The organism is Flavobacterium adhaerens (assembly GCF_040045115.1).
Lineage (GTDB): Bacteria > Bacteroidota > Bacteroidia > Flavobacteriales > Flavobacteriaceae > Flavobacterium > Flavobacterium adhaerens.
Map to the genome: position 1 here is coordinate 303,672 of NZ_JBDLZX010000004.1, position 25,430 is coordinate 329,101.

Here is a 25,430-nt window from a genome sequence, read left to right on the forward strand (position 1 = left end):
ATCTCAATTCTCTAACGTTCAATCCTCAAAAAACACTGTCAATAGTATTCTTAATAACTTTGATATTAGACATTTTTAAATCTTATCAAATTGCATTATATTAGCACACTCGAGGTTTTTTTGTGATTTACAAAAAGCCGAAATGAGTACAGTTGAAATCTATAAATTCCCAAGATGGCCGAACAAAATCAATACACCGAAGATAATATCCGTTCTCTCGATTGGAAAGAGCATATCCGTATGCGACCAGGTATGTACATTGGTAAATTAGGGGATGGTTCTTCGCCAGATGATGGTATTTATATTTTGGTTAAAGAGGTTCTCGATAACTGTATCGATGAGTTTGCGATGGGGGCTGGAAAAACGATTGAGGTAACTATCAAAGATAAAACGGTTTCGGTTCGTGATTACGGACGTGGAATTCCATTAGGAAAAGTAGTCGATGTAGTCTCCAAGATGAATACAGGAGGTAAGTATGATACTAAGGCTTTCCAAAAATCAGTTGGATTGAATGGAGTCGGAACCAAAGCCGTAAATGCATTGTCTGATTATTTTCGTGTAGAATCGGTACGTGATGACAAACAAAAAGCAGCTGAATTTTCGGCTGGGAATTTAGTATCCGAAGAAGATATCATCGATACGACTAAGCGAAAAGGAACGAAAGTTGTTTTTACTCCAGACGAAACGATTTTCAAAAACTTTAAATTCCGTTTAGAATATGTGGTCAAAATGGTCAAAAATTATTGTTACCTAAACAATGGTTTGACCATTATTTTTAACGGAGAAAAATATTTTTCTGAAAATGGATTGAAGGATTTATTGGAGGAAGCCATCAATGTTGAAGATTTAGAATACCCGATTATCCATTTGAAAGAAGGTGATATCGAGATCGCATTAACACACAGTAAAACACAATATTCCGAAGAATATCATTCATTTGTAAACGGACAAAACACAACTCAAGGAGGGACGCATTTGGCGGCTTATCGTGAGGCGATTGTAAAAACTATTCGTGAATTTTACAACAAGCCATTTGAAGCTTCTGATGTGCGAAAATCGATTGTATCGGCCATTAGTATCAAGGTAATGGAGCCGGTTTTTGAATCGCAAACCAAAACCAAATTGGGTTCGACAGAGATTGGTTCAGAACCAGGAATGCCTTCGGTTCGTACTTTTGTAAATGATTTTGTAAAAAATAAATTAGATAGTTATTTACACAAAAACCCCGAAACTGCAGATGCTTTGTTACGTAAAATTCTGCAGGCAGAAAGAGAACGTAAAGAACTTTCGGGAATTCGGAAATTAGCCAAAGACCGAGCTAAAAAAGCGAATCTTCACAATAAAAAATTGAGAGATTGCCGAGCGCATCTTACTGATACCAAGAATCCTAGAAATCTAGAAAGCACACTTTTTATTACCGAGGGAGATTCTGCTTCAGGTTCAATTACCAAATCACGTGATGTGAATACACAAGCAGTGTTTAGTTTGCGAGGTAAGCCTTTGAATTCCTACGGAATGAGCAAAAAAATTGTGTACGAAAACGAAGAATTCAATTTGTTGCAGGCCGCTTTGGATATCGAAGACGATATGGAAAATTTGCGTTACAACAACATTGTTATCGCTACCGATGCCGATGTCGATGGAATGCACATCCGTTTGTTATTGATTACTTTCTTTCTGCAATTTTTCCCAGAATTAATCAAAGAAGGGCATTTGTATATTTTACAAACACCGCTTTTCAGGGTTCGAAATAAAAAAGAAACCATTTATTGCTATTCTGATGAAGAGCGTTTAGCCGCAATAGAAAAATTAAAACCAAAACCAGAAATTACCCGATTTAAAGGTTTGGGAGAGATTTCGCCAGATGAATTTAAAAACTTCATTGGAGATACAATTCGTTTGGATCCAGTTATGATGGACAAACACACCTCGATAGAGCAGTTGTTGTCTTTTTATATGGGAAAAAATACTCCAGACAGACAAGATTTTATCATCAAGAATCTGAAGGTGGAGTTGGATGTGGTTGAGGAAATATAAAGAATGGAAAAGAAAAAATTAATTTACGCTGCATTAGTTTTTATTTTAAGTTTTGCAATTACTTATGTTTTAATTAAAAACTATAAAAAGAGTCAGAATACAATTGAAAATGTTAAGGTTAAATAAAGAATAATTTTGTCTAACAACCTTCAAAATAATGTTGTTTTTCAACAAGTTGCCGAGTTATTGCAAAATGCCCGACAACAGGTTTTGCGTACCGTAAACTCTACAATGGTTTATACCTACTTCGAAATTGGAAGAATTATTGTTGAAGAGGAGCAAAACGGGAAAAACAGAGCTGAATATGGGAAACATATTTTAAAAGGGCTTTCAGAACAGTTAACTGTTGAATTTGGGAAAGGGTTTTCTGTTGAAAATTTGGACCGAATGAGAAAGTTTTATAAGACCTATACAATTTCGTCATCACTGATGACGAAATTGCAAATTCCAATTTCGTCATCACTGTCTCGGAATTTTGAAGAGGAAAAAACGAAATCATTGATTTCTTTTTTTAAACTCACATGGACACATTATATTTTCTTAATGCGAATTGATGATGAGAAAGAAAGACGTTTCTACGAAATAGAATCTGAAAAATGCAATTGGAGCGTCCGCGAATTAAAGCGGCAATACGATTCGGCACTTTATTCAAGATTGGCTTTAAGCAGAGATAAAGAAGGTGTTTTAAAACTTTCGGAACAAGGTCAGATTATCGAAAAGCCAAAAGATATTATTAAAGATCCTTATATTCTTGAATTTTTAGGATTGCCTGAATTACATCAGTATTCTGAATCGCAATTAGAAGAAGAAATCATTAATAAGCTGGAGCATTTTCTTTTAGAACTAGGTCACGGTTTTACTTTTGTTGCCAGACAGCAAAGAATTACATTTGATGATAAACATTTTCGAATTGATTTGGTTTTTTACAACCGAATTTTAAAAAGTTTTGTGTTAATTGATCTTAAAGTTGGCGAATTAAAGCATCAGGATTTAGGGCAAATGCAAATGTATGTTAATTATTATGACAGAGAAATGAGATTGGAAGATGAAAATAAAACGATAGGAATTGTACTTTGTCAAAACAAAAGCGATTTAGTAGTTGAATATACCTTGCCCGAAAACAATGAGCAGATTTTTGCCAGTAAATACAAGACGGTTCTGCCAAGTGTTGAGGTTTTAAAAGAATTGCTTGAAAATAAATAGAATTATTATTTGATATAATTAAATGAAAGACGAAGAAGACGATAACATCATTCCAAACGACGACGAGAATATTTCGGATGAAAATCAATTTGATGAAAATCAAGACGAAAATGATTCAGATGAAATTATCGAAATAGATGCCAAACATTTTGAAGGGGCGCATTTTTACGAAAATAAGGAAGAAGAAGGTGAAGACGTTATAACCAAAGTAACTGGAATGTACAAAGACTGGTTCTTGGATTATGCTTCCTACGTAATTCTCGAGCGTGCTGTTCCTGCAATTGAGGATGGTTTTAAGCCGGTGCAACGCCGTATTATGCATTCTCTTAAAGAATTGGATGACGGTCGTTACAACAAAGTGGCCAATGTCGTTGGTCATACGATGCAGTATCACCCACACGGAGATGCGAGTATTGGCGATGCGATGGTACAAATTGGTCAAAAAGAATTATTGATAGATTGTCAAGGAAACTGGGGAAATATCCTAACAGGCGATGGTGCTGCAGCTCCCCGTTATATTGAGGCACGTTTATCAAAGTTTGCTTTAGAGGTTTTGTATTCTCCCAAAATTACCGAATGGGGATTGTCTTATGATGGCCGTAAAGCAGAACCAATTAATCTTCCGGTAAAGTTCCCATTGCTTTTAGCACAAGGAGCTGAAGGGATTGCGGTTGGACTTTCGACCAAAGTTTTGCCGCATAACTTCAATGAATTAATTGATGCTTCAATTAAGATATTAAAAGGAAAATCTTTTACGCTTTATCCTGATTTTATGACACAAGGTATTGCCGATGTGTCTAATTATAATGATGGATTGCGAGGTGGTCGTGTGCGTGTGCGTGCCAAGATTTCGCAATTGGATAAAAATACTTTGGTGATTACCCAAATTCCGTTTTCGACCAATACATCGAGTTTGATTGATAGTATTTTGAAAGCCAATGATAAGGGAAAAATCAAAATCAAAAAGATTGAGGACAACACTGCCGCCGATGTAGAGATTCTAATTCACCTTTTCCCTGGTGTTTCTCCTGATAAAACCATAGATGCACTTTTTGCATTTACGGCTTGCGAAACTTCGATTGCACCATTAGGTTGTGTAATCGAAGATAATAAACCGTTGTTTATTGGAGTTTCTGAAATGTTGAAAATTTCGACCCACAGAACGGTTGATTTGCTTCGACAGGAATTAGAAATTCAATTAGAGGAATTAAAAAACAAATGGCATTTTTCTACTTTAGAAAAAATCTTCATCCGTGAAGAAATGTACATTGATTTCAAATTATATGGGGATAGAGAGTCGCTTTACAAATATATGTACGACCGATTTGAACCTTTCAAAAAATCATTCGTCAGAGAAATTAATGATGATGATTTACAAAAATTGACTCAAATTCCGATGATTCGTATTACTCGTTTCGACTCTGATAAAGCCGATGAATTGATTTTCAAATTGGAAGAGGAAATGAAAGAAGTCGAGTACAATCTAGAACACATTACAGATTTTGCCATTGCCTATTTTACTCGATTGAAAGAGAAATACGGTAAAGGTAGAGAGCGCCAGACAGAGCTACGCAGTTTTGATAATATCGAGGCCACAAAAGTAGTTTTGAGAAACACCAAACTATATGTAAATAGAGAAGAAGGTTTCATCGGAACTGGATTGAAAAAAGACGAATACGTTACCGATTGTTCGGATATTGATGATGTGATAGTTTTTCTTCGTGATGGAAACATGATGGTGTGTAAAGTAGATGAGAAAAAATTTGTTGGAAAAGATATTATTCACGTAGCCATTTTTGATAAAAGCGATAAAAGAACGATTTACAATATGATTTATCGAGATGGTAAATCAGGTCCTTCTTATATCAAACGTTTTAATGTTTCAGGGGTTACGAGAGATAAGTTGTATGATTTAACGAATGAAACCAAGGGTTCTCAAATTTTGTATTTTACTCATAACCCGAATGGTGAAGCTGAGGTAATTACGATTATTTTGCGTCAGATAGGAAGTATCAAGAAATTGAAGTGGGATCTGGATTTTGCCAATATTGCGATCAAAGGACGAGCTTCTAAAGGGAATTTGGTGAGCAAGTATCCTATCAAAAAAATCGAAATCAAAGAAAAAGGAATCTCGACTTTGAAACCAAGAAAAATTTGGTTTGATGATACGGTTCAAAAGTTGAATGTAGATGCTAGGGGAGAGTTGTTAGGAGAATTTAGACCAAACGACAAATTGTTGATCATTTCGCAAGCAGGGAAATTAAAGGTTATCATTCCTGAATTATCTACTCATTTTGATGAAGATATGATAGTTCTAGAAAAATGGATTCCCAAAAAACCAATATCTGCGATTTATTATGATGGAGAAAAAGAACGCTATTTTGTTAAACGTTTCTTGGTAGAAACCGAAAATAAGGAAGATAGTTTTATTTCCGAACATCCTAATTCTAGATTAGAAATCGTAGCAACAGATTATCGTCCTGTAGCCGAATTGGTTTTTACGAAAGTAAAAGGAGTTCAAAAAGAGAATGTAACTGTTGATATAGAATCTTTTATTGCAGTAAAAGGATATAAAGCATTAGGGAATCAATTGACAACCGAAAAACTGAAGCAGGTTAACTTATTGGAACCTTTGCTTTATGAAGAGCCTGTAGAAGAAATTCCTGAAAAGCCTGAAATATCGGAAGATGAGAATATTGAGACAGAGCTTGATGATGATGGTCAGATTACATTGACTTTAGAATAAAATACAATTGTTTTTGATAAAATTTCATAAGTAATGTCTTGTGAAAAAAAAACAATAAAATGATACAAATAATAAGGATTTAAAATGATTAATTTTAGTATAATAAACAAACACTATATTTTTAATTTTAATTTAAACAAGTATGAGAGTAAATCGAAGTATTTTATTTTTGTTTTGCCTGAGTAGTTTTGTTATGTTTGGTCAAAAAAAACCGAACATTCTAGTTATTTGGGGAGACGACATTGGGACTTGGAACACTAGTTTTTGGAGCCGAGGTATGATGGGGTATCAAACTCCAAACATTGATCAAATCGCTAAAGATGGTGTTGCCTTTACAGATTATTACGGGCAACAAAGTTGTACAGCAGGTCGTGCTGCTTTTATTGGAGGTAATGTTCCAGTTCGTACGGGTATGACTAAGGTTGGTTTACCAGGAGCAAAAGAAGGCTGGCAAAAAACAGATGTGACAATGGCAACTGTTTTAAAATCTCAAGGATACGCTACAGGTCAATTTGGAAAAAATCATCAAGGTGATTTGGATGAGCATTTGCCAACACAACACGGTTTTGATGAGTTTATGGGGAATTTATACCACTTAAATGCTGAAGAAGAACCAGAAAATGAAGATTATCCTGGTGATATGGTATTAGCTAATGGTAAAACTTTCAAAGAACAATATGGACCTCGTGGTGTAATTCATTCATATGCTGGAGGAAAAATTGAAGATACAGGACCATTAACTAAAAAAAGAATGGAAACTGTAGATGAAGAGACTTTGGCTGCTGCAAAAGAGTTCATGAAAAAACAAAAAAGTGCTGACAAGCCATTCTTTGTTTGGTACAATTCAACTCGTATGCACTTCCATACACATGTTAAAAAAGAAAACCGTCATAAAGGAAACGATGAATACACTGATGGTATGATTGAACATGATAATATGGTTGGGGATATTTTGAAATTCTTAAAAGACAATGGTCTAGAAGAAAACACCATTGTAATGTACTCTACAGATAATGCTCCTCACTTTAACACATGGCCTGATGGTGGTACTGTTCCGTTTAGAAGTGAAAAAAATTCAAACTGGGAAGGAGCTTACCGCGTACCTTGTTACATAAAATGGCCAGGGAAAATTCCAGCTGGAACCGTACTTAATGGTATTGTAGCTCACGAAGACTGGTTACCTACTTTTGCTGCTATTGCAGGTGCTCCAGACATTAAAGATAAATTAATGAAAGGTGTGTCTCTAAACGGTAGAAGCTACAAAAATTATATTGATGGATACAACCAATTGGATTATATTACAGGTAAAGTAAAAGAATCTCCTCGTCATGAATTTTGGTACGTAAATGATGATGGACAAGTAGTTGCTGCTCGTTATGATGACTGGAAAGTTGTTTTTCTAGAGAACAGAGGACAAGCATTTGGAGTTTGGAGAGAACCATTTACAGAGTTACGTGTACCACTTTTATTTCACATTAGACGTGATCCGTTTGAAAAAGCACAGCATAATGCAAACGGCTATAATAATTGGTTTTTAGATCGTCCTTTTGTAATTGTGCCTATTCAGGGACTTGCTGCTAAGTTCTTGCAAACTATGAAAGATTATCCACCAAGCCAATCACCTGGTTCTTTTAATTTGACAAAAATTGAAGAACAACTTAAGAAAGCGAATTAATAGAATTAAATGTTAACTAAAAAAAGCTAGTAATCATTAGGTTACTAGCTTTTTTGTTTATGAATAGATAATACATTCGAGTAGCACTTAGTACTTGCTCAATGAGGCTTTGTGGATACATTCTTCTATTTTTTCTACCATGTTCTTGCTTCCAGCAAAAAAAGCAGTTCGCTCATGTAAAGCGGTTGGTTGAATTTCAAGAACTCTATTTACACCATCAGATGCTTTACCACCAGCTTGTTCTATGATAAATGCCATAGGATTACATTCATATAAAAGTCTAAGTTTTCCTTTGACAGCTTTGGAACTGGTAGGGTATAAATAAACACCTCCTTTGATTATATTTCTGTGAATATCCGATGCCATGCTTCCAATGTATCTTGAAGTATAGGGGCGGTCTCCTTCTTCCTGTTGGCAATATTTAATATAGTCTTTTACCCCTTGAGGGAAATGAATGTAATTGCCTTCATTTACAGAATAAATAGTTCCATTCTCGGGAATCTGCATTTTTGGATGCGATAAATAGAAAGTACCAAGAGCAGGATTCAACGTAAATCCATTTACGCCACAACCTGTAGTATAAACCAACATAGTTGAGGTGCCATAAATGACATAACCCGCAGCAACTTGAGCGGTACCTGGTTGTAAAAAATCTTCTAGAGTTACTGGAGTTCCCACAGGAGTTATTCTTCTATAAACGGAGAAAATAGTCCCTACAGATACATTCACGTCAATATTTGAAGAACCATCTAAGGGATCCATCAAAAGGACATATTTGTTGTTATGACTGTTGTCATTGCCTTGTACCGTAATGAAATCATCATTTTCTTCAGAGGCAATTCCGCATACAATTTCTCTATTAATGAGTGTTTGAATAAAAACTTCATTGGCATAGACATCTAATTTTTGTTGGTCTTCGCCTTGAACATTTTTCCCTCCAACTCCACCAATGATATCCACTAAGCCCGCTTTATTTACTTTGTGATTAATTACTTTGGTGGCTAATTTTATCGAATTGAAAATTCGGGATAATTCACCCGATGAATACGGGAAATCCTTTTGATTCTCAATAATAAATTCTCCTAAGGTTTTGTTTTGATCTTCCATACTAAATAGTTTGGCTTCGTTTTGTATTTAGTTTTTGATGTATTTAGCAATATCACTATTTGTTTTTTTCAATTCTCTAGCAACAATTCGGGCAATTTCGGTGGCTCCTTTTTCAGAATAATGTGTGTCATCGGCCTTATCTTCTTTGTAATATGGAATTTCACCAGCTTTAAAATGCAAGTGCAATTGTTTTGATTTTTCTGGCCCATAGGATTGCTCTAATAGTTCCGAAAAATATTCCATATCGATAAACGGAACATTGTATTCCTGAGCAACCAAACGAGCCTCTAAAGTGTAATCACCATGAGTGCTAATTAAAACACCATTTTCGTTAAAGTTTCTTCTGCTTACCGAAGAAAATAGGATAGGAGTTGCACCTTTTTCTCGGGTTTCGGTTACAAATCGAATCAGATTATAACGATAAGTCGTGTGTGGATTGGTATAACGGGCTGAATCTTTTTCTTTCTGGTCATTATGTCCAAATTGAATAAAAACATAATCGCCTTTTTTTAGTTCCTTATAAATGGTTTCCCAACGTTTTTCAGCAATAAAACTTTTGGAGCTTCGACCATTAACAGCTCTATTGTCGAAAGTTATTTTATCGGTAAGAAATTGAGGAAATAGCATTCCCCAGCCTCGCTCAGGGTTTTCTTCGGGTTTTACTTTATTGGCCATTGTCGAATCGCCAATTCCATAAATTGTTGGTTTTTGTGCTAAGCAATTTAGAGTGATTAGCATAAAAAACAAAGTAGTCCATTTCATAATATTATTGTTTATTGTTGATTTTTTATTTAGCTGCAGATGGTGTTGTCGCTTTCAGACCTATTGTAACTTCGTTTATTTCTACTTTTTCGGAATTGGTAACTGTCATTCCGTTTTTAGCAGATTGTATGTTGATATTGTCTAATTTGATATTCGCGACTTTTTTATCTGGAAATCCTTCGATTACAATTCCGGTATTTGTGGCTTCTTCACAACTAATATTAGAAAATGAAATATCCGAAACTTTAGATGGATGTAATCCGCTTCCTTCTCCGTGATAATTGGCAGTGATGTACAGACAATCTTCTACTTTCCCAAAAGCGATGTTGTTGAAATAAATGTCTTTGACATAACCACCACGGTCTGAATTGGTTTTTATGAAAATACCTCTTTTCAAATAACCTCTAAATTTGCTGTTTTCTACAAATACATTTCGCACTCCAGCTGACATTTCGCTACCGATAACAACTGCGTGTAACCCTTTGAATTCACAATTTCTAATTACAATGTTTTCTGATGGTGTGTCTGACTTGGTTCGACCTTCATTATCTCTTCCTGCTTTGATGGCAACGTTGTCATCGGCATTGTCAAATTGAATATTTTCGATTAAAATATCGCTAGAATATTCAGGATCGATTCCGTCATTGTTTTTATTATGTGCTTTGTATTTTAAACCTCGCAACGTTATGCTTTTACTTTTGAGCAAATGCACACACCAAAACGGAGAATCTTCTATCTGAATATTCTCAATTAGAATGTTTTTGCAATTGAAAAACTGAATCATTTGTGGTCTTAGAAAATGTCCAGAACCAAATTTTCTATCTGCTATTGGAGTGCTATTATGGTTCATTTCTCTGCTTAACATTTTACCAGCTTCTTCTTTTGCCTTAAAACTATGCCATGTCTTTCCACCTTCGCCATCAATTATACCTTCGCCAGTAATTGCGATATTAGTACAATTATATGCATAAATTAGTGGGCTGTAGTTATAAAGCATGGTTCCTTCCCAACTTGTTAGCACCATTGGTAAGTAATGTTCGGGATTGTCGCTAAAACGGATTTTGGCTCCTTTTTCAATTTGGATTTTAACATTACTAACAAAATGTATTGGGCCATTTAGTGTATAAACTCCTTTTGGGACAATAATGGTGCCGCCTTTGTTTTTTTTGCAAAGAGCCATGGCTTTGTCAAAAGCTGGTTTGGCATTGCTTACAGAATCTCCTTTGGCTCCCAATTTTGTAACTTCTATTGTATAAGAAGGAATGATAGGTAGTTGAATGTTTTTAATAATTTGGTCAACTTTATCAGATGGGAAATCACTTTTTTGAGCAAAACAATGTGCTGTAAAGAGGAATATAATTAGGAATTTATAGTTCATAATTGAATGATTTAAAGATTGAAAAATTGAAAATTTAAGAATTAAAGATTTTTTTCTAAGGCAATCTTTTAATCTTTAAGTCTTTCAATATTTAAATTTATCTCAAATACCACTGTTTGTTTGATGGAGTAGAATCTGAATCTAATATATTTTCGATAGTGTATTTTTTGGCTTCAGAAGCTTTTAATTGATGTGACCACGCAACTCTGGTTTTAGGTTGGTAACCTTCGCCAGTACAATTGTATTCGGCATAAAACGAATTGATTTCGGCTTCTGGTTTAGACCAATTGTGCCAACCTTCCGGGAGGATGTGTTTGCCTATTTCACAATTGATGAAAACTGTTTTGGCATAAGGTCTCCAAGGGCGGCCTAAATAGGCTTTGGTTACATTCGCATCGGCAGTCAGTTTACAGTTTTTAAAAACATAGCCATAAGTAGTGTCTTTTGGAGTTGAAGCAGCGGTTACATAAGAGTCCGTTTTGCTACGAACTTCGCAGTTTTCGAACAAAACAGTTGCGTCACCAAAAATAAAATCGGTAGTACCTTCGACATAACAATCTTTAAAGTAGTTTTTAGTTCCCTCACCCGAGGTGTAAAGGGTGTCTTGATTTCCTAAAAACGAGCAATTGGTAAACATAACTCTATTGGCATTTACGTTTAGAGCAACGGCTTGTCCCACTGGTCCAGAAGTGTTTTGAATCGTAAGGTTTTTGCAAAAGAAATCGTTGCCCTCTATTAAAACTGTGTAAGTATAAAAAGTACTATTTCGACCAATTCCTATTTTATTGAAATAATCATCATAGGTTATTATTGTGTTTTCTCTGCTTTCGCCGATGAACGAAATCAACGGATTCCAAGCATGAACTTTTACTTTTTCGTAATAGGTTCCATTTTTTATAAAAATGGTAATTCTTTTGCTTGGATAGGCTTTGCATGCATCTATGGCTTCTTGAATGGTTTTGAAATCGCCATTTCCTTTTTGATCTACTACAATATTGAATTCGTCTTTTAAGACTACTTCACTTTTTGGTTTTTTGGCTACAGTACCAATATCGTTTTTTTCTTTCCATTTTTCATACTTTTTCAGTACTTCTTTAGGTTCATTGCTGTACCAAGAATAGCCATTTCGGCGTTCCTCTCCGATTTCGGCTAATGTTGCTTTTTTGACACCGTCACGATCACAGAAAAAAGGAGTATTGTCGCTAAGTTCCATAAAACGGGCCCATAATGGTTCTGCATTTGGGTCTTTTACAACAACTCTGTTTGTTTTTTTACTGTTTGCAACAGGAACGGACTCTATTTTGATACCAGTAATTTTTGTTTTTTCAAACCAAACTACAGCACTATTTACAGCTGTAATTACTTCTGGAGAAGGATTTTTGAGAGACATTAATAGCAATACAATTTTTGCCGATTCTTGACCACTTAAAGAGGCTAATTCGAAAGCTCTAGCATTGGCAGGAAGTAAAGTTACTTCGTCGTGTTGTGCACACCAAGCCGTTAAAACACCATTTTGTTTGTACTGGGTTTTTATAATACAATCAATTCCTTTGTCAAAAGCAGTTTTTGCTTTTTCTGTCATAGTATCAGGAAGTTGTATCGAATAATAACCAGTGTTATCGATGCAGTTTTTTAAAACATATAAAATATTAACCATCGAATCATCATTGTAAGTGATGTGTGTGTAATATCCTTTTTTTAGTGGGAAAAACTGTGGCCAACCACCATTGTCGTATTGTGCTTTTAGTAAATAATCAAATCCAGCAAGGAAAGCAATTTTGTATCTTTCGTCAGGAACTTGAGCATACATTTTTGAAAGAAATAACATTTCTTGAGTGGTTGATCCATTATCTGTAGTGGTTTCCTTTGGATCAGATTTTATAGCTATTAATTTCTTTTTTTGTTCTTCTGTCAATGGATTTTGCATCTGAATGTTCTTTGGCCAACCACCAATATTGCGTTGGTACAATAAAACATTTTCGGCAATGGCTTTAGCTTCATTAGTAGCAAACCAACTACTCTCACTATTACGAATAATAGAAGACCATTTTTGTTCTTTTTGTGCTTGTACATTTGTTTTGAATAAGAACAACAGCGCTGCTATGAAAACTATTTTTATTTTTTTCATTTTTAAATGTATTATTTTGTTAGTCTGAACCAATCGATTTCGACATTTCCAGCATCATTGATGATTCCTTTTCTTAGTGCTACAAAGCCTATTTTGGCACCAATCCATTTGCCTTCTTTGGCTGTGAATGATTCACCAATAGGGATGAATTTTTTTCCGTTTTCGCTATAATAAAAAGTACAAATTCCGCCTGGTTTTACTTTTACTTGTAAGTAAATATTTTGATTGTTAATACCAATTGGGCTACTTTCGGTTTCAGTTCCTTTTTTATCAATGTTTTTGGCTGTTTTTTGAGAGAGGTATAGTTTGCCTCCTTCTTGTTTAAAACAGAGGTAGCTATAGTCTAATCCCATAACAACCAATCCAATACTTTCGCCATCAAAACGTGAATTGAACTTAATTTTTGCCGTAGCAGTAAATTCATTTGAAGGCATTTTTTGCAACAATAAATTTGGAATATCATACAGAGTTGTTGCTTCTTTTGGAGTCGGAATACAATTTAGGGAGTAATATCCCATACTGGTTGGAAATCCCCAAGTTATCTGAGGATTGGCATGCCATTGCCATTGTAATCCTAGTTTTGTAGTGTTGAATTCATCGCTGTCTGGAGGTGTTTCAATAGGAAAAGATTTTTTGCCAACATTTGGTTTTTTATAAGTTGTAACAGGTTCCCCGATACCATCCTTGTCTTTGTCTGTTCCGATAATTGGCCAATCTTTTTCCCATTTCATAGGTTGCAAATGAACAACTCTTCCATAAACGAATTGATCTTGAAAATGTAGAAACCAATCTTCGCCTGTTTGAGTTTGTACCCAAGCTCCTTGATGAGGACCATTAATATTCGATTTTCCTTGATCCATCACTTTTCTTTTTTCATACGGGCCGAATATGTTTTTAGATCTCAAAACAGTTTGCCATCCTGTAGCGACACCTCCAGCTGGTGCAAAAATGTAATAATATCCGTTGTGTTTATAGAATTTAGGACCTTCAATGGTTGATTCTTCGGCATGACCATCTATGATCATTACTTCGTCAGCATTTGCCTTTGTTCCTTCTGAGTTCATGGTGCAAACCACCAGTTGACTTTTAATTCCTGCTCGGCTTCCCGCAAAAGCATAGGCTAGATATGTCTTGCCATCTTCGTCCCAAAGTGGTGTAGGGTCAATTAATCCTTTTCCTTCTTTGACCATTACTGGTTCACTCCAAGGGCCTTCTGGTTTTTTTGCTTTTATTTGATAGATACCATAGTCAGGATCTGGATAATAAATATAAAATTCGTTGTTGTGATAACGAATGCAAGGAGCCCAAACACCATTACCATGTTGTGCTTTATCGAAAACATCTAAAGGTTTTTGTTGCGATAATCCATATCCTATTAATTTCCAGTTCACAAGATCTTTGGAATGCAGTATGGGTAAGCCTGGAATACAATTGAAAGACGAAGCCGTCATATAATAATCATCGCCAACTCGTATAGCATCTGGATCAGAATAATCTGCGTATAAAATTGGATTCTTATAAGTGCCATCGCCATTATCAGCTACCCAGACTTTGGAAATTGTATTGTTATTCTTTTCTTGAGCTGTTACTATTTGCATAGTAACAGCTAGAAAAGAAAGAGGTATTATTTTTGAAAATTTCATTCGAAAGAAAATTATGGTATTTATCTATTCAATTCTAAAGCAGCTAATATGAATGGACCTGTAGCTTTAGGATCGTTATCTTTTTTCTTTTCATTTACATAATATTCGTAAGAACCATCTCTGTACGGATTACCTCCAAGTCCAGCTACTGCACAACATTGAGTTATTGTAATTGTACCATCAGCGTCAACTTTAATTAATTCTTTTGTTAGACCATCAAAAGCTTTGTTGGCTAATTTTTTATAGTTTTCTGGCAAGTATCCTTTGTTTGCACCTTTTGCAAAAGCATAAGCAAACATTGAAGACCCTGATCCTTCTAAATAGTTTCCTTTTTCGCCACCTTTGTCCGTTACTTGATACCACAAACCTGATTTTTGGTCTTGAAATTTGGCCAAACTAGCGCAAACATTGTTTAAGTATTTTACCAATTCTTTTTGTTTAGGATGATCTTTTGGAAAATAATCCAACGCATCTACCAATGCCATTGCATACCATCCTAAGGCTCTTGACCAAAAATTTGGAGAATTTCCAGTCTCTTTGTTAGCCCAAGGCATTTTTTTACTTTCGTCCCAACCGTGGTATAATAATCCTGTCTTTGGGTCGGTAGCATGAAGCTGAATTTCTTCAAATTGTTTGGCTACATCATCTAGATTTTTGTTGTTTTCAAACGTAACCGTATATTGTGCATAGAAAGGCTCACCCATATACAAACCATCTAACCACATTTGATTTGGATATATTTTTTTGTGCCAAAATCCGCCACTATTTGTTCTAGGTTGTTCTTCTAGTTGTTTGCGTAACAGTTGCATTGCTTTTAAGTATTTTTCTTCTTTACTGATAGCATAAGCATTAAAGAGCAAACGTCCCGCAACAATCATATCGATATTGTACTTTTGTATCTCATAGGTTTTAATATTCCCATTGTCTTCAATGAAGTTGTCAAGATAACCTCTTACATAGTTAGCATATCTTGGATCTGGATTTTTTTTATATAATTCTTCAAATGAATATAAGACCAATCCATGCACATAGTCCCATTTAGGTTTTTGGGCATTATCAATCATATAACTTTCAGGATGACGTTTCATCAAGGTCAAAGCCATTTTATCAGACCATTTTGTGTCTTTGGTAATTACAATTTGGTTTTGAGTTGTAGCATTTTTAGCAGGCTCTTGAGCAGTAGTTTTGCAACCAAGAACAGCTAATGAAATAAAAAGCGTAGTAGCTTTTATAATATTTTTTTTCCCGTTGAACATAATTTATAAGTTTTTTGATAATTATTATTATTTATTAGTCTAATTCGATTGCAGCAAGATTGCTTTATTTTGAGCATTTATTGATGTAAATCCTATCATTACAAGCGCTACAAGAGTACAAATTGATTGTATTATGTTTTTCATAAATTAAATATTAATTTGTTTTGAAGATTTTATTCAAAAACGCTGTTGTTGTCATTACAGTTTCGTTATACCATGGATTTAAATACCAGAAAGAATGTGGAGAGTTTTCGAATGTTTTGGTTTCATTATAAATACCATTTCGATTTAATATAGCAATCATATCGTCTCTGCCAGCATGAAATCTTGGGATACTACTATTTATAAATAGAGTAGGAGGGGTGTTTTTATCGGTATGTGTTAGTGCTGATGCCTGTTTCCAAATTTCTAGTTTTTCCTCGGAAGTTCCACCAAGCCACAATGCAGCAACGGTTCCCTCACTCGATTCGGGATGTTTGAAAGCTAATACACCATCAATATCGATTATTGCTTGAACATCAGAGCTAGTCTTTATTTTTTTGTTAATGTCTTCAAATAGGCTATTTCGGTTTGTTGATCCTATTAAAGCTGCCATTTGCCCGCCCGATGAGCAGCCCAAAATGGCAATTTTAGTAGTATCGACATTGAATTTTTTAGCATTGATTTTGATGAAGCGTATTGCTTTTTTGACATCTACAATTCCAGCTGGATATATTGCTTCTTGCGATAAACGGTATTCGATTGTAAAACAAGAGAAACCTTTGGAGGCTACTTCTTGAGCCAAAGTGTTCATGTGTGATTTGTTTCCAGATTTCCATCCGCCACCATGAAGCATAACAACGGTCGGATTTTTGGGTGAAGATTGATCCCAAAAACTATCCAAGTGCAGTTTTCGGTCGTTAATTTTTGCATAAACAATTTCCTTTTTGTCGGCAACATTTGAGTAACTTTTGGGAGTTACCAAACTGATAAAAGGAAAACGTTTCAACTCTTTCTTATAAACACTCATTGGAGTATAAGTTGTGTCTATTGCATACTTGTTTTGTGCCTTAATGGCAAAAGAGAACAATAAAAATAAGATTAGAGTCTTTCTCATGGTTTTTTAAGAAATGAGTTTTTTAAAATTTAAAATAGGAGTTTGATTGTAATGTCAAACTCCTATTTACAAACAGAATTCTATACTAACTCAAAAAAAAAATATTTTAATAAGCAGGATTTTGTGGAAAATTCTTGTTTTGATTTAGATCTAATAATTTAAAAAATAGAGGCTTGCGTTTGCAAACCTCTATAGTCATTATTTTGTTAGATCACCAATTTTCTCATCAATTAGTGTTTGATTTTGAATTGTTAAATCTCCATTGGCAGCATCTTTAAACTGTGGATCTAATTTAGAACCACTTGCATCAGGTGTATTGTTAGTTGCTGATGCGTCTTGAAGACCTGTTGCATTGAAATAATTGTTTTTAGAAAATGTTGGTGCTGAAGTTGTAGTTTGGTTTGTGTAAACTGCAGTTGTTTCAGCGAATAATGTATTACGAACCGTTATAACATTTGTTGCAAAACGAACATATAAAATTCTGTTGGCAGTTATTTTGTAAAAAGTACTATTTTCAATTAAAATATTTGATGTTAAGCCAGTTCCAGATAAATCTTTGTTGTCTTCACGAATAAAATCACGTGAAGTACAAGAATCGAATGTTGAATTTTTGATAATTAAATCACTAACAACACTTTCTCTGAAATCAATTAAATCAGTTCCAGTAGTAACTTTTCTAAAGTTACTATTGTCTATTGTTAATGATTTTATTTTAGCTTTTTTAACATTAGCATAAAATATTGGTCCTGCTGCAAAATCATGTACATTACAACCATTTATCGAGATATCCCCATAGCTGATATCACCCGCTTTAGTTGTGATTAATGCCCCTGATAATTCTGTAGTATTTCCATCTATTTTTGTACTAGTTAAATCTAAATCTATTAAACTAAAATTAGTTACACCTTCAACAAGAGAGAAAGTAAAATTTAATTTTGGTTTATCATAACTTCTTAGACCTCTAATTGTTAATGATTTTGATATAGTTAAGTTTCCAATTTGAGCTGTATAATCACCTGGTTCTAAAACAAGAGTAGCACCATCGGCAGCGTCTGCAATTACCTGAATCAAATCATCACTTGTTGTTATTAGAACTCCATCTCCAATGTCAAGTCCAGTTGTAAATATTTGTGAACCTCTCCTTTTTGTGCCGTTAAATAAATCAGCAGTATAAGTTGTCTCACCCGTCAAACCAGTAATTGTTGCAATTCCGCTTGATTTTTCAGTAGCAGTTATAGTGTGTTTGATATCACCAGGAGTAATAACAATTTCAGTTACGGCACTGTTAGGGGTCCATCTAAGTATAGCTTGTGTACCTTGAATGTCACCATCAACTGTAGGTAAGAAAAGTTGCTCTGATAATGTATTGGCACTTGTTATAGACCATTTAGAATCTTCTAAACCAGTAGTTACAGCCTTTACTCTTATCGAATAAAGGATTTCAGGTTCTAATGCTACCAGTACAGGCAGTTCAGATGCTGTAACTTTTACAGTTTTTGCTATTGTGGTAAATTCAGTATCATCGGCACTAAATTCTATTACATAATGATCTACGTTTTCATTTGTAGTCCAATTTAGCTCAACCGACGTTCTGTTTCGTACATTGGCTTTTAGGTCGATCGGAGAAAATTCTCTTGTGTTTCCTATTCCGTTTAATAGCTCTTCATTATAACTCTCACAGCTTGTAATAGCTAATGATAGTACAAGTATGGCTACTAATCCTTTTATTATATATTTTATTTTCATAAATCTAATTTATAATTAATTTTTCCTAAGATTTTTAATAACCGTAATCATTTTTTAAGAGTCCATTACTTCCGTCAATAAACACTTGCCATATTGGCCAAAATTGTCTTTCGTCTGGGTTAGCTCCTTCTTTATAAAGAGAATTAATTTTTTCTACTTCTAATTTCTTCCATTCAAACGATTTGTAATCACCTCCAGGATTTGTAGTTTCTCCACGGTTTAATCCGTAAATGTCAAGAGTTACATTATCAGCTTCGTATTTGAAATATAAAGTGTTAGGGACATCAGTATAGTCGCCAGTGCGAGCTGCTAAATCTGTCATTTTAGCTTTAGCGATATCTAAGTTGGCTTTAAGTAAATTCCAACGGATAAGCGCTTGTTTACGTTCCATCTCTCCAGTAAATTCATACTTGTTTTCCTCTACTAGTGCTGTAAACATTGCTGCTTTGGTATTGATGTTGGCTAAATAGTTGGTAACATTTTCAGTTTGGTCAGCAGCAGCAAATGCTCTGTTACGAATTTCTTGTAAATATGGTTTTGCAGCGGCAACACCTTCTAATTCATTGGCAGCTTCGGCAGCAATCAAAAGTACTTCGGCGTAACGCATGTAGATTTTGTTAACACCATCATCATTTGTTGAAGTAACACGACGCTTCATCCATTCGTAACGGTATTTCCCAAAATACCAAGTGTCTAATGCTCCCAATTCTTGTTTGGCTACATTATCTACAGCTGTACCCCATTTGTAAGGAACACAAGTAACATCTCTACGAGTATCTTTTTCGTTGTAATCATAGAATACAAATGGAAGAGGACCAGCAATTCCACCTCTTGCTTGACCAGTAAATTGATCAATACTACTATGACGAACTGCAAATGAGAATAACATTCTACCTCTACCATCACCAAAAGGGATTTCCCAAAGTGATTCTCCACCAGCAGTTGTAACTTCTTGGTTGTATTTTTTCCAAAATCCTTCAAAAGTTGGTTCTAAACGAGCTTTACCACTTGCAATAACTTCACGACATTCGTCTAATGCCAAACGGTACATTTTAGCAACTGAAAGAGCTGGATCATTACTTCTGCGGATACCGTCAGGATATTGTTGAAATCCGCTAGCGGCCATTGCTAAACGGGCACGGAATGATTTCACGAATGCTTTGTTTATTCTCTCAACACTATTCGTAGCTGTAGTTTCATTAGGCCAAGGCACCAATGTTGCTGCTTCATCTAAATCTTTTAGAAGTTGTTTGTAAATTTCATCTCGACTAGATTTTGCTAAATAAATTGTAGCATTTGTAACGGGTTCAAAACGAAAAGGAACATCTCCCCAAGCTCTTACTAAATCAGCATAATAAATGGCGCGAAGTGTTAAAGCTTCACCAAGTAAATATCCTAAGTCACTGCCAGGTTGTGGGTTACCATATAAACGTAATCCTTCTATACAAAGATTGGCACGTTCTATACCAGAATACATTTGAGACCATGCATTATCTGCAGTGTTCATTGTAGTATTTGTAGCGGTAACACCGTAATTTTGCAAATCTGCGGTATCTCCTGCACTAGTCGATGCATTATTCCATTCAAGGTCTGTATTTAAACCATAATACGGAAGAAAACGTCCTCGGTACGAATTGGTCTCTCCAAAAGGTATTTTGATACCATTCACAGCTCCTTCAGCTAGTCTTGCAGAAGAAAAAATTACAGAAGCATCTAATGTTGACTGTTGGGGTGTATCTAGGTAATCTTCTTGACAGGATGTAAAAAGACTAGCTAAAACTATTCCTGCTATAATTATTGTATGTTTCATTTTGTGATAGTTTTTTAATTAGAGACTAAGGTTTAAACCAAAAATAAATTGTCTGCTACGTGGGTATGCTGAATAGTCAACTCCTGGTGTAAGAGGGGTTGCTCTTCTGGTATTAACCTCTGGATCTGGACCTGAATAATCTGTCCAAACAAATACGTTAGATACCGTACCGTAAAATCTCAATTTATTAATTCCTAATTTCGAATTAAAGAATTCTGGAGTTGTATAGCCCAATGTAAGGGTGTTTAGTCTAAGGAATGACCCATCTTCAACAGCCCAGTCACTAAAAACAAATTGTTTCATATAAGGAGACCACATTGTTGTATTAGCATTTAAAGCTGCTAATTCTGTAGGATCTGTTACCAACTGTCCGCTAGCGACATCAAGATTTGTCCATCTTTGTCCGTCAGCCATTTGAGTTGTTAAGTTTCTATATTGTCCATTTGGATTAGATGTAGTGAACTCCACTTTGTTGGCATTATAGATATCATTACCATAACTCCAGTTGAAAGCAGCCGATAAGTCAAACCCGTAAGCATTTGCATTGATGATAAAACCTCCAGTATTTTTAGGATTTGAATCTCCAATTACGGTTTGGTCTTTTGCATCTACTTTGCCATCTCCATCAAGATCTTTCAATTTCATATAACCTGGTTGTACAGTTCCTACAATACCTGTTGCGTCAGCAATACCAGCTTTTAGAGTGTATTTTCCGTTGGCATAATCAAAGTCTGATACTTCGTAACGGCCATCACTTTTGTAACCGTACATTGTTCCAATCGGAGAACCTACTTTTACAGCATAATCATTAGTAATCATAGAAGAAGCCCAATTTGTTGAAGCATAAAAATCTTCCATTACTCCAAGTGAGTTAATGTTGTTTTTGTTAACCCCTATATTGAAAGAGAAATTAAGACCATAATTCTCTTTTTGTATTGCAGCTAAGTTTAAAGTAACCTCGTAACCAGTGTTTTGAGTTTCTCCCATATTACGGTATTGGTTGTTGTATCCTGCACCTGCAACTGGGAATAATATTAATAGATCTTGTGTTTTGTTTTTATAAACTTCGAAAGATCCGTTTATACGACCTCTGAAAAAGTCAAAATCTAAACCTATATTTTGTGTTATAGTGGTTTCCCATTTCAAGTCTGGATTTGCCATCGTTTTAGAAGGAGCCCATTGACTTGTGCTTCCATTGATCCAAGCAGAATTTCCAGACAAAAAGGTTTGATCTGTTTGGCCAGTTGGGATATTATTATTACCAGCTTCACCATAACTTGCTCTTATTTTAAGAGAGCTTAACCAATCAACATCTTTAAGGAAATTTTCTTCCGAAATTTTCCAAGCTACAGCTGCTGCAGGGAAATAACCCCATTTGTTACCTGTTGTAAATTTACTAGAACCATCTGCACGGAAAGTTGCTGTAAATAAGTATTTATTTTTATAGTCGTAGTTAGCACGTCCAAAAAATGATAATAATCTATCATCTGGGCTATAGAAATTATCTACAGACTGTGGTGTTCCTTGTGAAGTAAGGTTTTGAGCTTTTTCAAAATCAAATTCTTTTGGATATCCATGAATAGTAGAGGTCATGGTATTTGATTCTGTGTTGATCATCTCTTCTCCAGCAAGTAAATTTAAGTGATGGTCTGAGCCTAATATTTTGTTGAAATCGTAAGTTAATGTATTTGCATTTCTAAAAATAGTATTCTTTTGATCTGTAATTACCATTGCAGGCATCCCTTGATTAGTACCACTTGGAATGTTAGCTACATAGTAAGTAGAGCGACCATAGAAACGATAATCTTGGTAATTACGATTGTCTAATCCAAATTCTGATTTAAAAGTAAGGTTGTCAATTAATTTCCAAGAAAAACTACCTAACATATTGAAGTTTTTTCTCAATTGTTGACGGTCATTATCAGCTGTAGCTACAAATGGGTTTACCAAATAACTAGAAACTGCTTCATCTGTGTTGTCTGTAGTTAGACCTGGTAACGGAATAGGAGCATATCCAACAGCATGACGTAAACGAGCATCGGCAGATGATACTTCTTTGGTGTCATTAAGACCACCACCGTTTATTTCGGTATCAGCATATCTTGTAGTGAATGAAAGGTCAATTTTGTCGCTAACTTTACTATTTAATGCCAACGAGATGTTGTTTCTTTTAAAATTAGAACCAATCATAATCGCTTTTTCGTCATAATGAGCATAGTTGAAGTTGTAATTGATTTTTTCTGTTCCTCCACGGATTCCTAAATCACGGCTTTGTACTTCACCAAGTTCACCATAAATTTGTTTTTGCCAATTATCTCCTTTTACACCATTGTATAAATCATGATCTTGCCATGCTCCAAAATATTTTTCATAGGTGCTAACATCTTTCTTTAGTAAAGAATATTCGTATTGCCATTTTACAAAATCTTCTGTTGGTAACACATCAATATCATTGGCCATTTTTTTCATACCATAGAACATGTTGAAATTAACAGACATTTTTCCGTTTTTCCCTTTCTTAGTTGTATAAAGTATAACCCCATTTGCTCCTCTAGAACCGTAAATGGCAGTTGCAGAGGCGTCTTTCAAGATGGTTTGTGTTTCAATATCAGATGGAGATAAATCGCTTATACTGCTGATAGGAAATCCATCAACAATAATCAATGGAGAAGCATCTTGAGTTAATGATCCACCACCACGTATTCTGATTTTGATTTCAGAATCAGGAGAACCTTCTGCAGAAGTTACAGAAACCCCAGCAACACGACCTGTTAAAGCTTCGGCTACGTTTGCAACTGGGTTTTTTCTAAGCTCAGTTCCAGAAAGTGTTGATACCGCACCAGTTAAATCTGATTTTTTTACTGTTCCGTATCCTACAACTACTACTTCGTTTAGTGTGTTAGATTCTTCTTGTAATAATACATCCAGTTTTGTTTTACCAGCTGTAGAAACGTCTTTGCTTTTAAAACCTACAAATGAAAAAGATAAGACTGCACCTGGCTTGGTTAACTTGATAGAATATTTTCCATCAAAATCGGATGTAGTGCTATTTTTTGTTCCTTTTTCGATAATGTTTACCCCAGGTAAGGTTAAACCTGCGGCATCTTTAACAGTTCCTCCTAGTACAACATTCTGAGCAAATGTGTAGTTACTCATGAAGAATACCAGAAAAAGAGTGAAGACAAAATAGTTTTTGGCTCTTTTTTTAATAAAATGGTTATTGGTCATAAATTTAAATTTAATGATTAATTATTGGTTTTGTTTTTTTTGTTTTAATTCGTAATTACTTTTCCATTGATTTGAGTGTTAATAAAATTGAGATTTTCTACATTTTCTGTTGAAAAAGGATTTTCAACATTTTCTATCACGACATTTCTGAACGTAATGTTCTTAATAGTCGATTCTTTATATCCTTTGGCTAATATGCCGTACTTACCGCCATTTTTTACTTTTATATCTTCTAGTGAAATGTTTTCTATTCGAGGGATAAAATTTCCAGTTTGATTGCCGTGTACATTGTAAAACATATTCACTTTTAATACAGCTGTTTTAACTTGACCGATTTCGATGTTTCGCACATAAAAATTCTCAATCAAAGCTCCTCTTCGTGAATTGGTTTTTACGCGAATAGCAATATCAAGATTAGGGCTGCTCATTTTGCAATTTTCAACAAAAACATTGCTTACTCCACCAGATATTTCGCTTCCAATGGTAACACCACCATGACCATCATACATGATACAGTTTTGTACAATGATGTTTTCGCTTTTTAAGGCTACTCTTCTTCCGTCGGCATCACGACCAGATTTTATGGCTATACAATCATCACCTGTGTTGAATGTGCAGTTTTTGATAATAACATTTTTTGAATATTCAGGATCGCAGCCGTCATTGTTGGTTCCGTGACTATTTATAGTAACGCCATCTACAATCACATTTTCTGATTTGATAGGATGAATTACCCAAAAAGGAGCATTAATGATGGTGATATTTTGCAAAAGGGTATTTTTGCAATCAAAAAATTGAATAAATGTGGGTCTTAGATAATGGCCATCTCCAAAAATTCTCTCCGAAACAGGAACATTGTTTTCTGCCATTTCTACCAAGCGCAATCGATTGAGAGGGTCGGCCTGAGATGGATCTCCTTTTTTCCAACCATATTGAGTGCTTCCGCACCATGGCCACCAGTTTTCGTTATTGGCTTGACCATTTAATGTTCCTTCGCCAGTAACTGCAATATTCTTTTTTTGGTACGCATATATTAAAGGAGAATAATTCATGAGTTCTGTGCCTTCAAAAGAGGTGTGTACCAAAGGGTAATAGTCTTTTGGATTCGTACTGAAAAGTATCTCGGCATCTTTATCTAAATGAAAGTTTACATTGTCCTCAAGATGAATTGGTCCTGATAGGTATTTTCCTTTAGGAACTACCACCATTCCACCACCATTTTTAGTGCATTCTTGGATAGCCTTGGCAATTGCTTTAGTGTTGTCAAAAGTAGGAGAGGACTGCGCACCGTACTGAAGGATGTTATAAATTTTGTTTTGAAACGTTGGAGCTTTTACAGATTTGATAATCGATTCCATTTTTTTCCATTGCGCTTTTGAGTTGTTTTTTTCTTGTGCAATGGTTGAGTATCCTATAAAAAATAGGCAACCTAACAATATAATTTTGTGGGCTGTATTGTTCTTAGAAATTGTGTTTGCCTTAATTTGTTTCATGAGGTTTGTTTTAAAATCAAAAAGCAATTTGTAATCGATTGCACAAACCTACTTATATTTTTTTACATAAACAAAAAAAAGTATTTAAAAAAAGTATTAATAAAAAAAAGTATTGCTTTTTT

General features: G+C 34.8%; 16 protein-coding genes. 5 read left to right on the forward strand and 11 right to left on the reverse strand.

Translation table 11 applies throughout. From position 1 onward, the window contains the following. The first annotated feature begins 174 nt into the window (after window positions 1–174). From ABEB18_RS07640 to ABEB18_RS07660, 5 genes are all read left to right on the forward strand, one after another. Window positions 175–2,037 carry a DNA topoisomerase IV subunit B gene (locus ABEB18_RS07640; RefSeq protein ID WP_348798629.1) on the forward strand — a complete coding sequence of 621 codons (1,863 nt, stop codon included), beginning with the start codon at window positions 175–177 and terminating at the stop codon, window positions 2,035–2,037. 3 nt (window positions 2,038–2,040) lie between these two features. Next, window positions 2,041–2,163, forward strand: a complete 123-nt coding sequence (locus ABEB18_RS07645; protein WP_348798630.1) for a hypothetical protein — start codon at window positions 2,041–2,043, stop codon at window positions 2,161–2,163. A 9-nt stretch (window positions 2,164–2,172) separates the two neighbouring features. Next, complete coding sequence (locus tag ABEB18_RS07650; RefSeq protein ID WP_348798631.1) at window positions 2,173–3,240, forward strand: PDDEXK nuclease domain-containing protein; 1,068 nt, start codon at window positions 2,173–2,175, stop codon at window positions 3,238–3,240. A 22-nt stretch (window positions 3,241–3,262) separates the two neighbouring features. Beyond that, window positions 3,263–5,986 carry a DNA gyrase/topoisomerase IV subunit A gene (locus ABEB18_RS07655; RefSeq protein ID WP_348798632.1) on the forward strand — a complete coding sequence of 908 codons (2,724 nt, stop codon included), beginning with the start codon at window positions 3,263–3,265 and terminating at the stop codon, window positions 5,984–5,986. A 142-nt stretch (window positions 5,987–6,128) separates the two neighbouring features. Next, the gene (locus ABEB18_RS07660; RefSeq protein WP_348798633.1) at window positions 6,129–7,661 is read left to right on the forward strand and encodes an arylsulfatase; all 1,533 of its coding nucleotides are present in this window, start codon (window positions 6,129–6,131) and stop codon (window positions 7,659–7,661) included. An 87-nt stretch (window positions 7,662–7,748) separates the two neighbouring features. Here ABEB18_RS07660 and fbp read toward each other — a convergent pair whose 3' ends face one another. The 11 genes from fbp to ABEB18_RS07715 form a co-directional block, all read right to left on the reverse strand. After that, entirely contained in the window at window positions 7,749–8,768 is a 1,020-nt protein-coding gene (fbp, locus tag ABEB18_RS07665) for a class 1 fructose-bisphosphatase (RefSeq protein WP_348798634.1), read from the reverse strand. A gap of 27 nt (window positions 8,769–8,795) precedes the next feature. Continuing rightward, window positions 8,796–9,530, reverse strand: a complete 735-nt coding sequence (locus ABEB18_RS07670) for a rhamnogalacturonan acetylesterase (RefSeq protein WP_348798635.1) — start codon at window positions 9,528–9,530, stop codon at window positions 8,796–8,798. Between the two features lie 25 nt (window positions 9,531–9,555). Beyond that, window positions 9,556–10,908 carry a glycoside hydrolase family 28 protein gene (locus tag ABEB18_RS07675; protein WP_348798636.1) on the reverse strand — a complete coding sequence of 451 codons (1,353 nt, stop codon included), beginning with the start codon at window positions 10,906–10,908 and terminating at the stop codon, window positions 9,556–9,558. A 97-nt stretch (window positions 10,909–11,005) separates the two neighbouring features. Further along, window positions 11,006–13,036 (reverse strand): pectate lyase, encoded by a 2,031-nt coding sequence (gene pelA, locus ABEB18_RS07680; RefSeq protein ID WP_348798637.1) that lies wholly within the window; start codon window positions 13,034–13,036, stop codon window positions 11,006–11,008. Window positions 13,037–13,047: 11 nt separating this feature from the next. Continuing rightward, on the reverse strand, window positions 13,048–14,679 hold the full coding sequence (locus ABEB18_RS07685) for a glycoside hydrolase family 43 protein (RefSeq protein WP_348798638.1): 1,632 nt from the start codon (window positions 14,677–14,679) through the stop codon (window positions 13,048–13,050). A gap of 20 nt (window positions 14,680–14,699) precedes the next feature. Then, window positions 14,700–15,935, reverse strand: a complete 1,236-nt coding sequence (locus ABEB18_RS07690; RefSeq protein WP_348798639.1) for a glycoside hydrolase family 88/105 protein — start codon at window positions 15,933–15,935, stop codon at window positions 14,700–14,702. 154 nt (window positions 15,936–16,089) lie between these two features. Then, window positions 16,090–17,031 (reverse strand): alpha/beta hydrolase fold domain-containing protein, encoded by a 942-nt coding sequence (locus tag ABEB18_RS07695; RefSeq protein ID WP_348798640.1) that lies wholly within the window; start codon window positions 17,029–17,031, stop codon window positions 16,090–16,092. 198 nt (window positions 17,032–17,229) lie between these two features. After that, the gene (locus tag ABEB18_RS07700; protein WP_348798641.1) at window positions 17,230–18,777 is read right to left on the reverse strand and encodes a DUF5123 domain-containing protein; all 1,548 of its coding nucleotides are present in this window, start codon (window positions 18,775–18,777) and stop codon (window positions 17,230–17,232) included. 34 nt (window positions 18,778–18,811) lie between these two features. After that, entirely contained in the window at window positions 18,812–20,587 is a 1,776-nt protein-coding gene (locus ABEB18_RS07705) for a RagB/SusD family nutrient uptake outer membrane protein (RefSeq protein ID WP_348798642.1), read from the reverse strand. Window positions 20,588–20,605: 18 nt separating this feature from the next. Next, window positions 20,606–23,815, reverse strand: a complete 3,210-nt coding sequence (locus ABEB18_RS07710) for a SusC/RagA family TonB-linked outer membrane protein (RefSeq protein ID WP_348798644.1) — start codon at window positions 23,813–23,815, stop codon at window positions 20,606–20,608. Window positions 23,816–23,859: 44 nt separating this feature from the next. Beyond that, window positions 23,860–25,308 (reverse strand): glycoside hydrolase family 28 protein, encoded by a 1,449-nt coding sequence (locus ABEB18_RS07715; protein WP_348798646.1) that lies wholly within the window; start codon window positions 25,306–25,308, stop codon window positions 23,860–23,862. Between the last annotated feature and the right edge of the window lie 122 nt (window positions 25,309–25,430).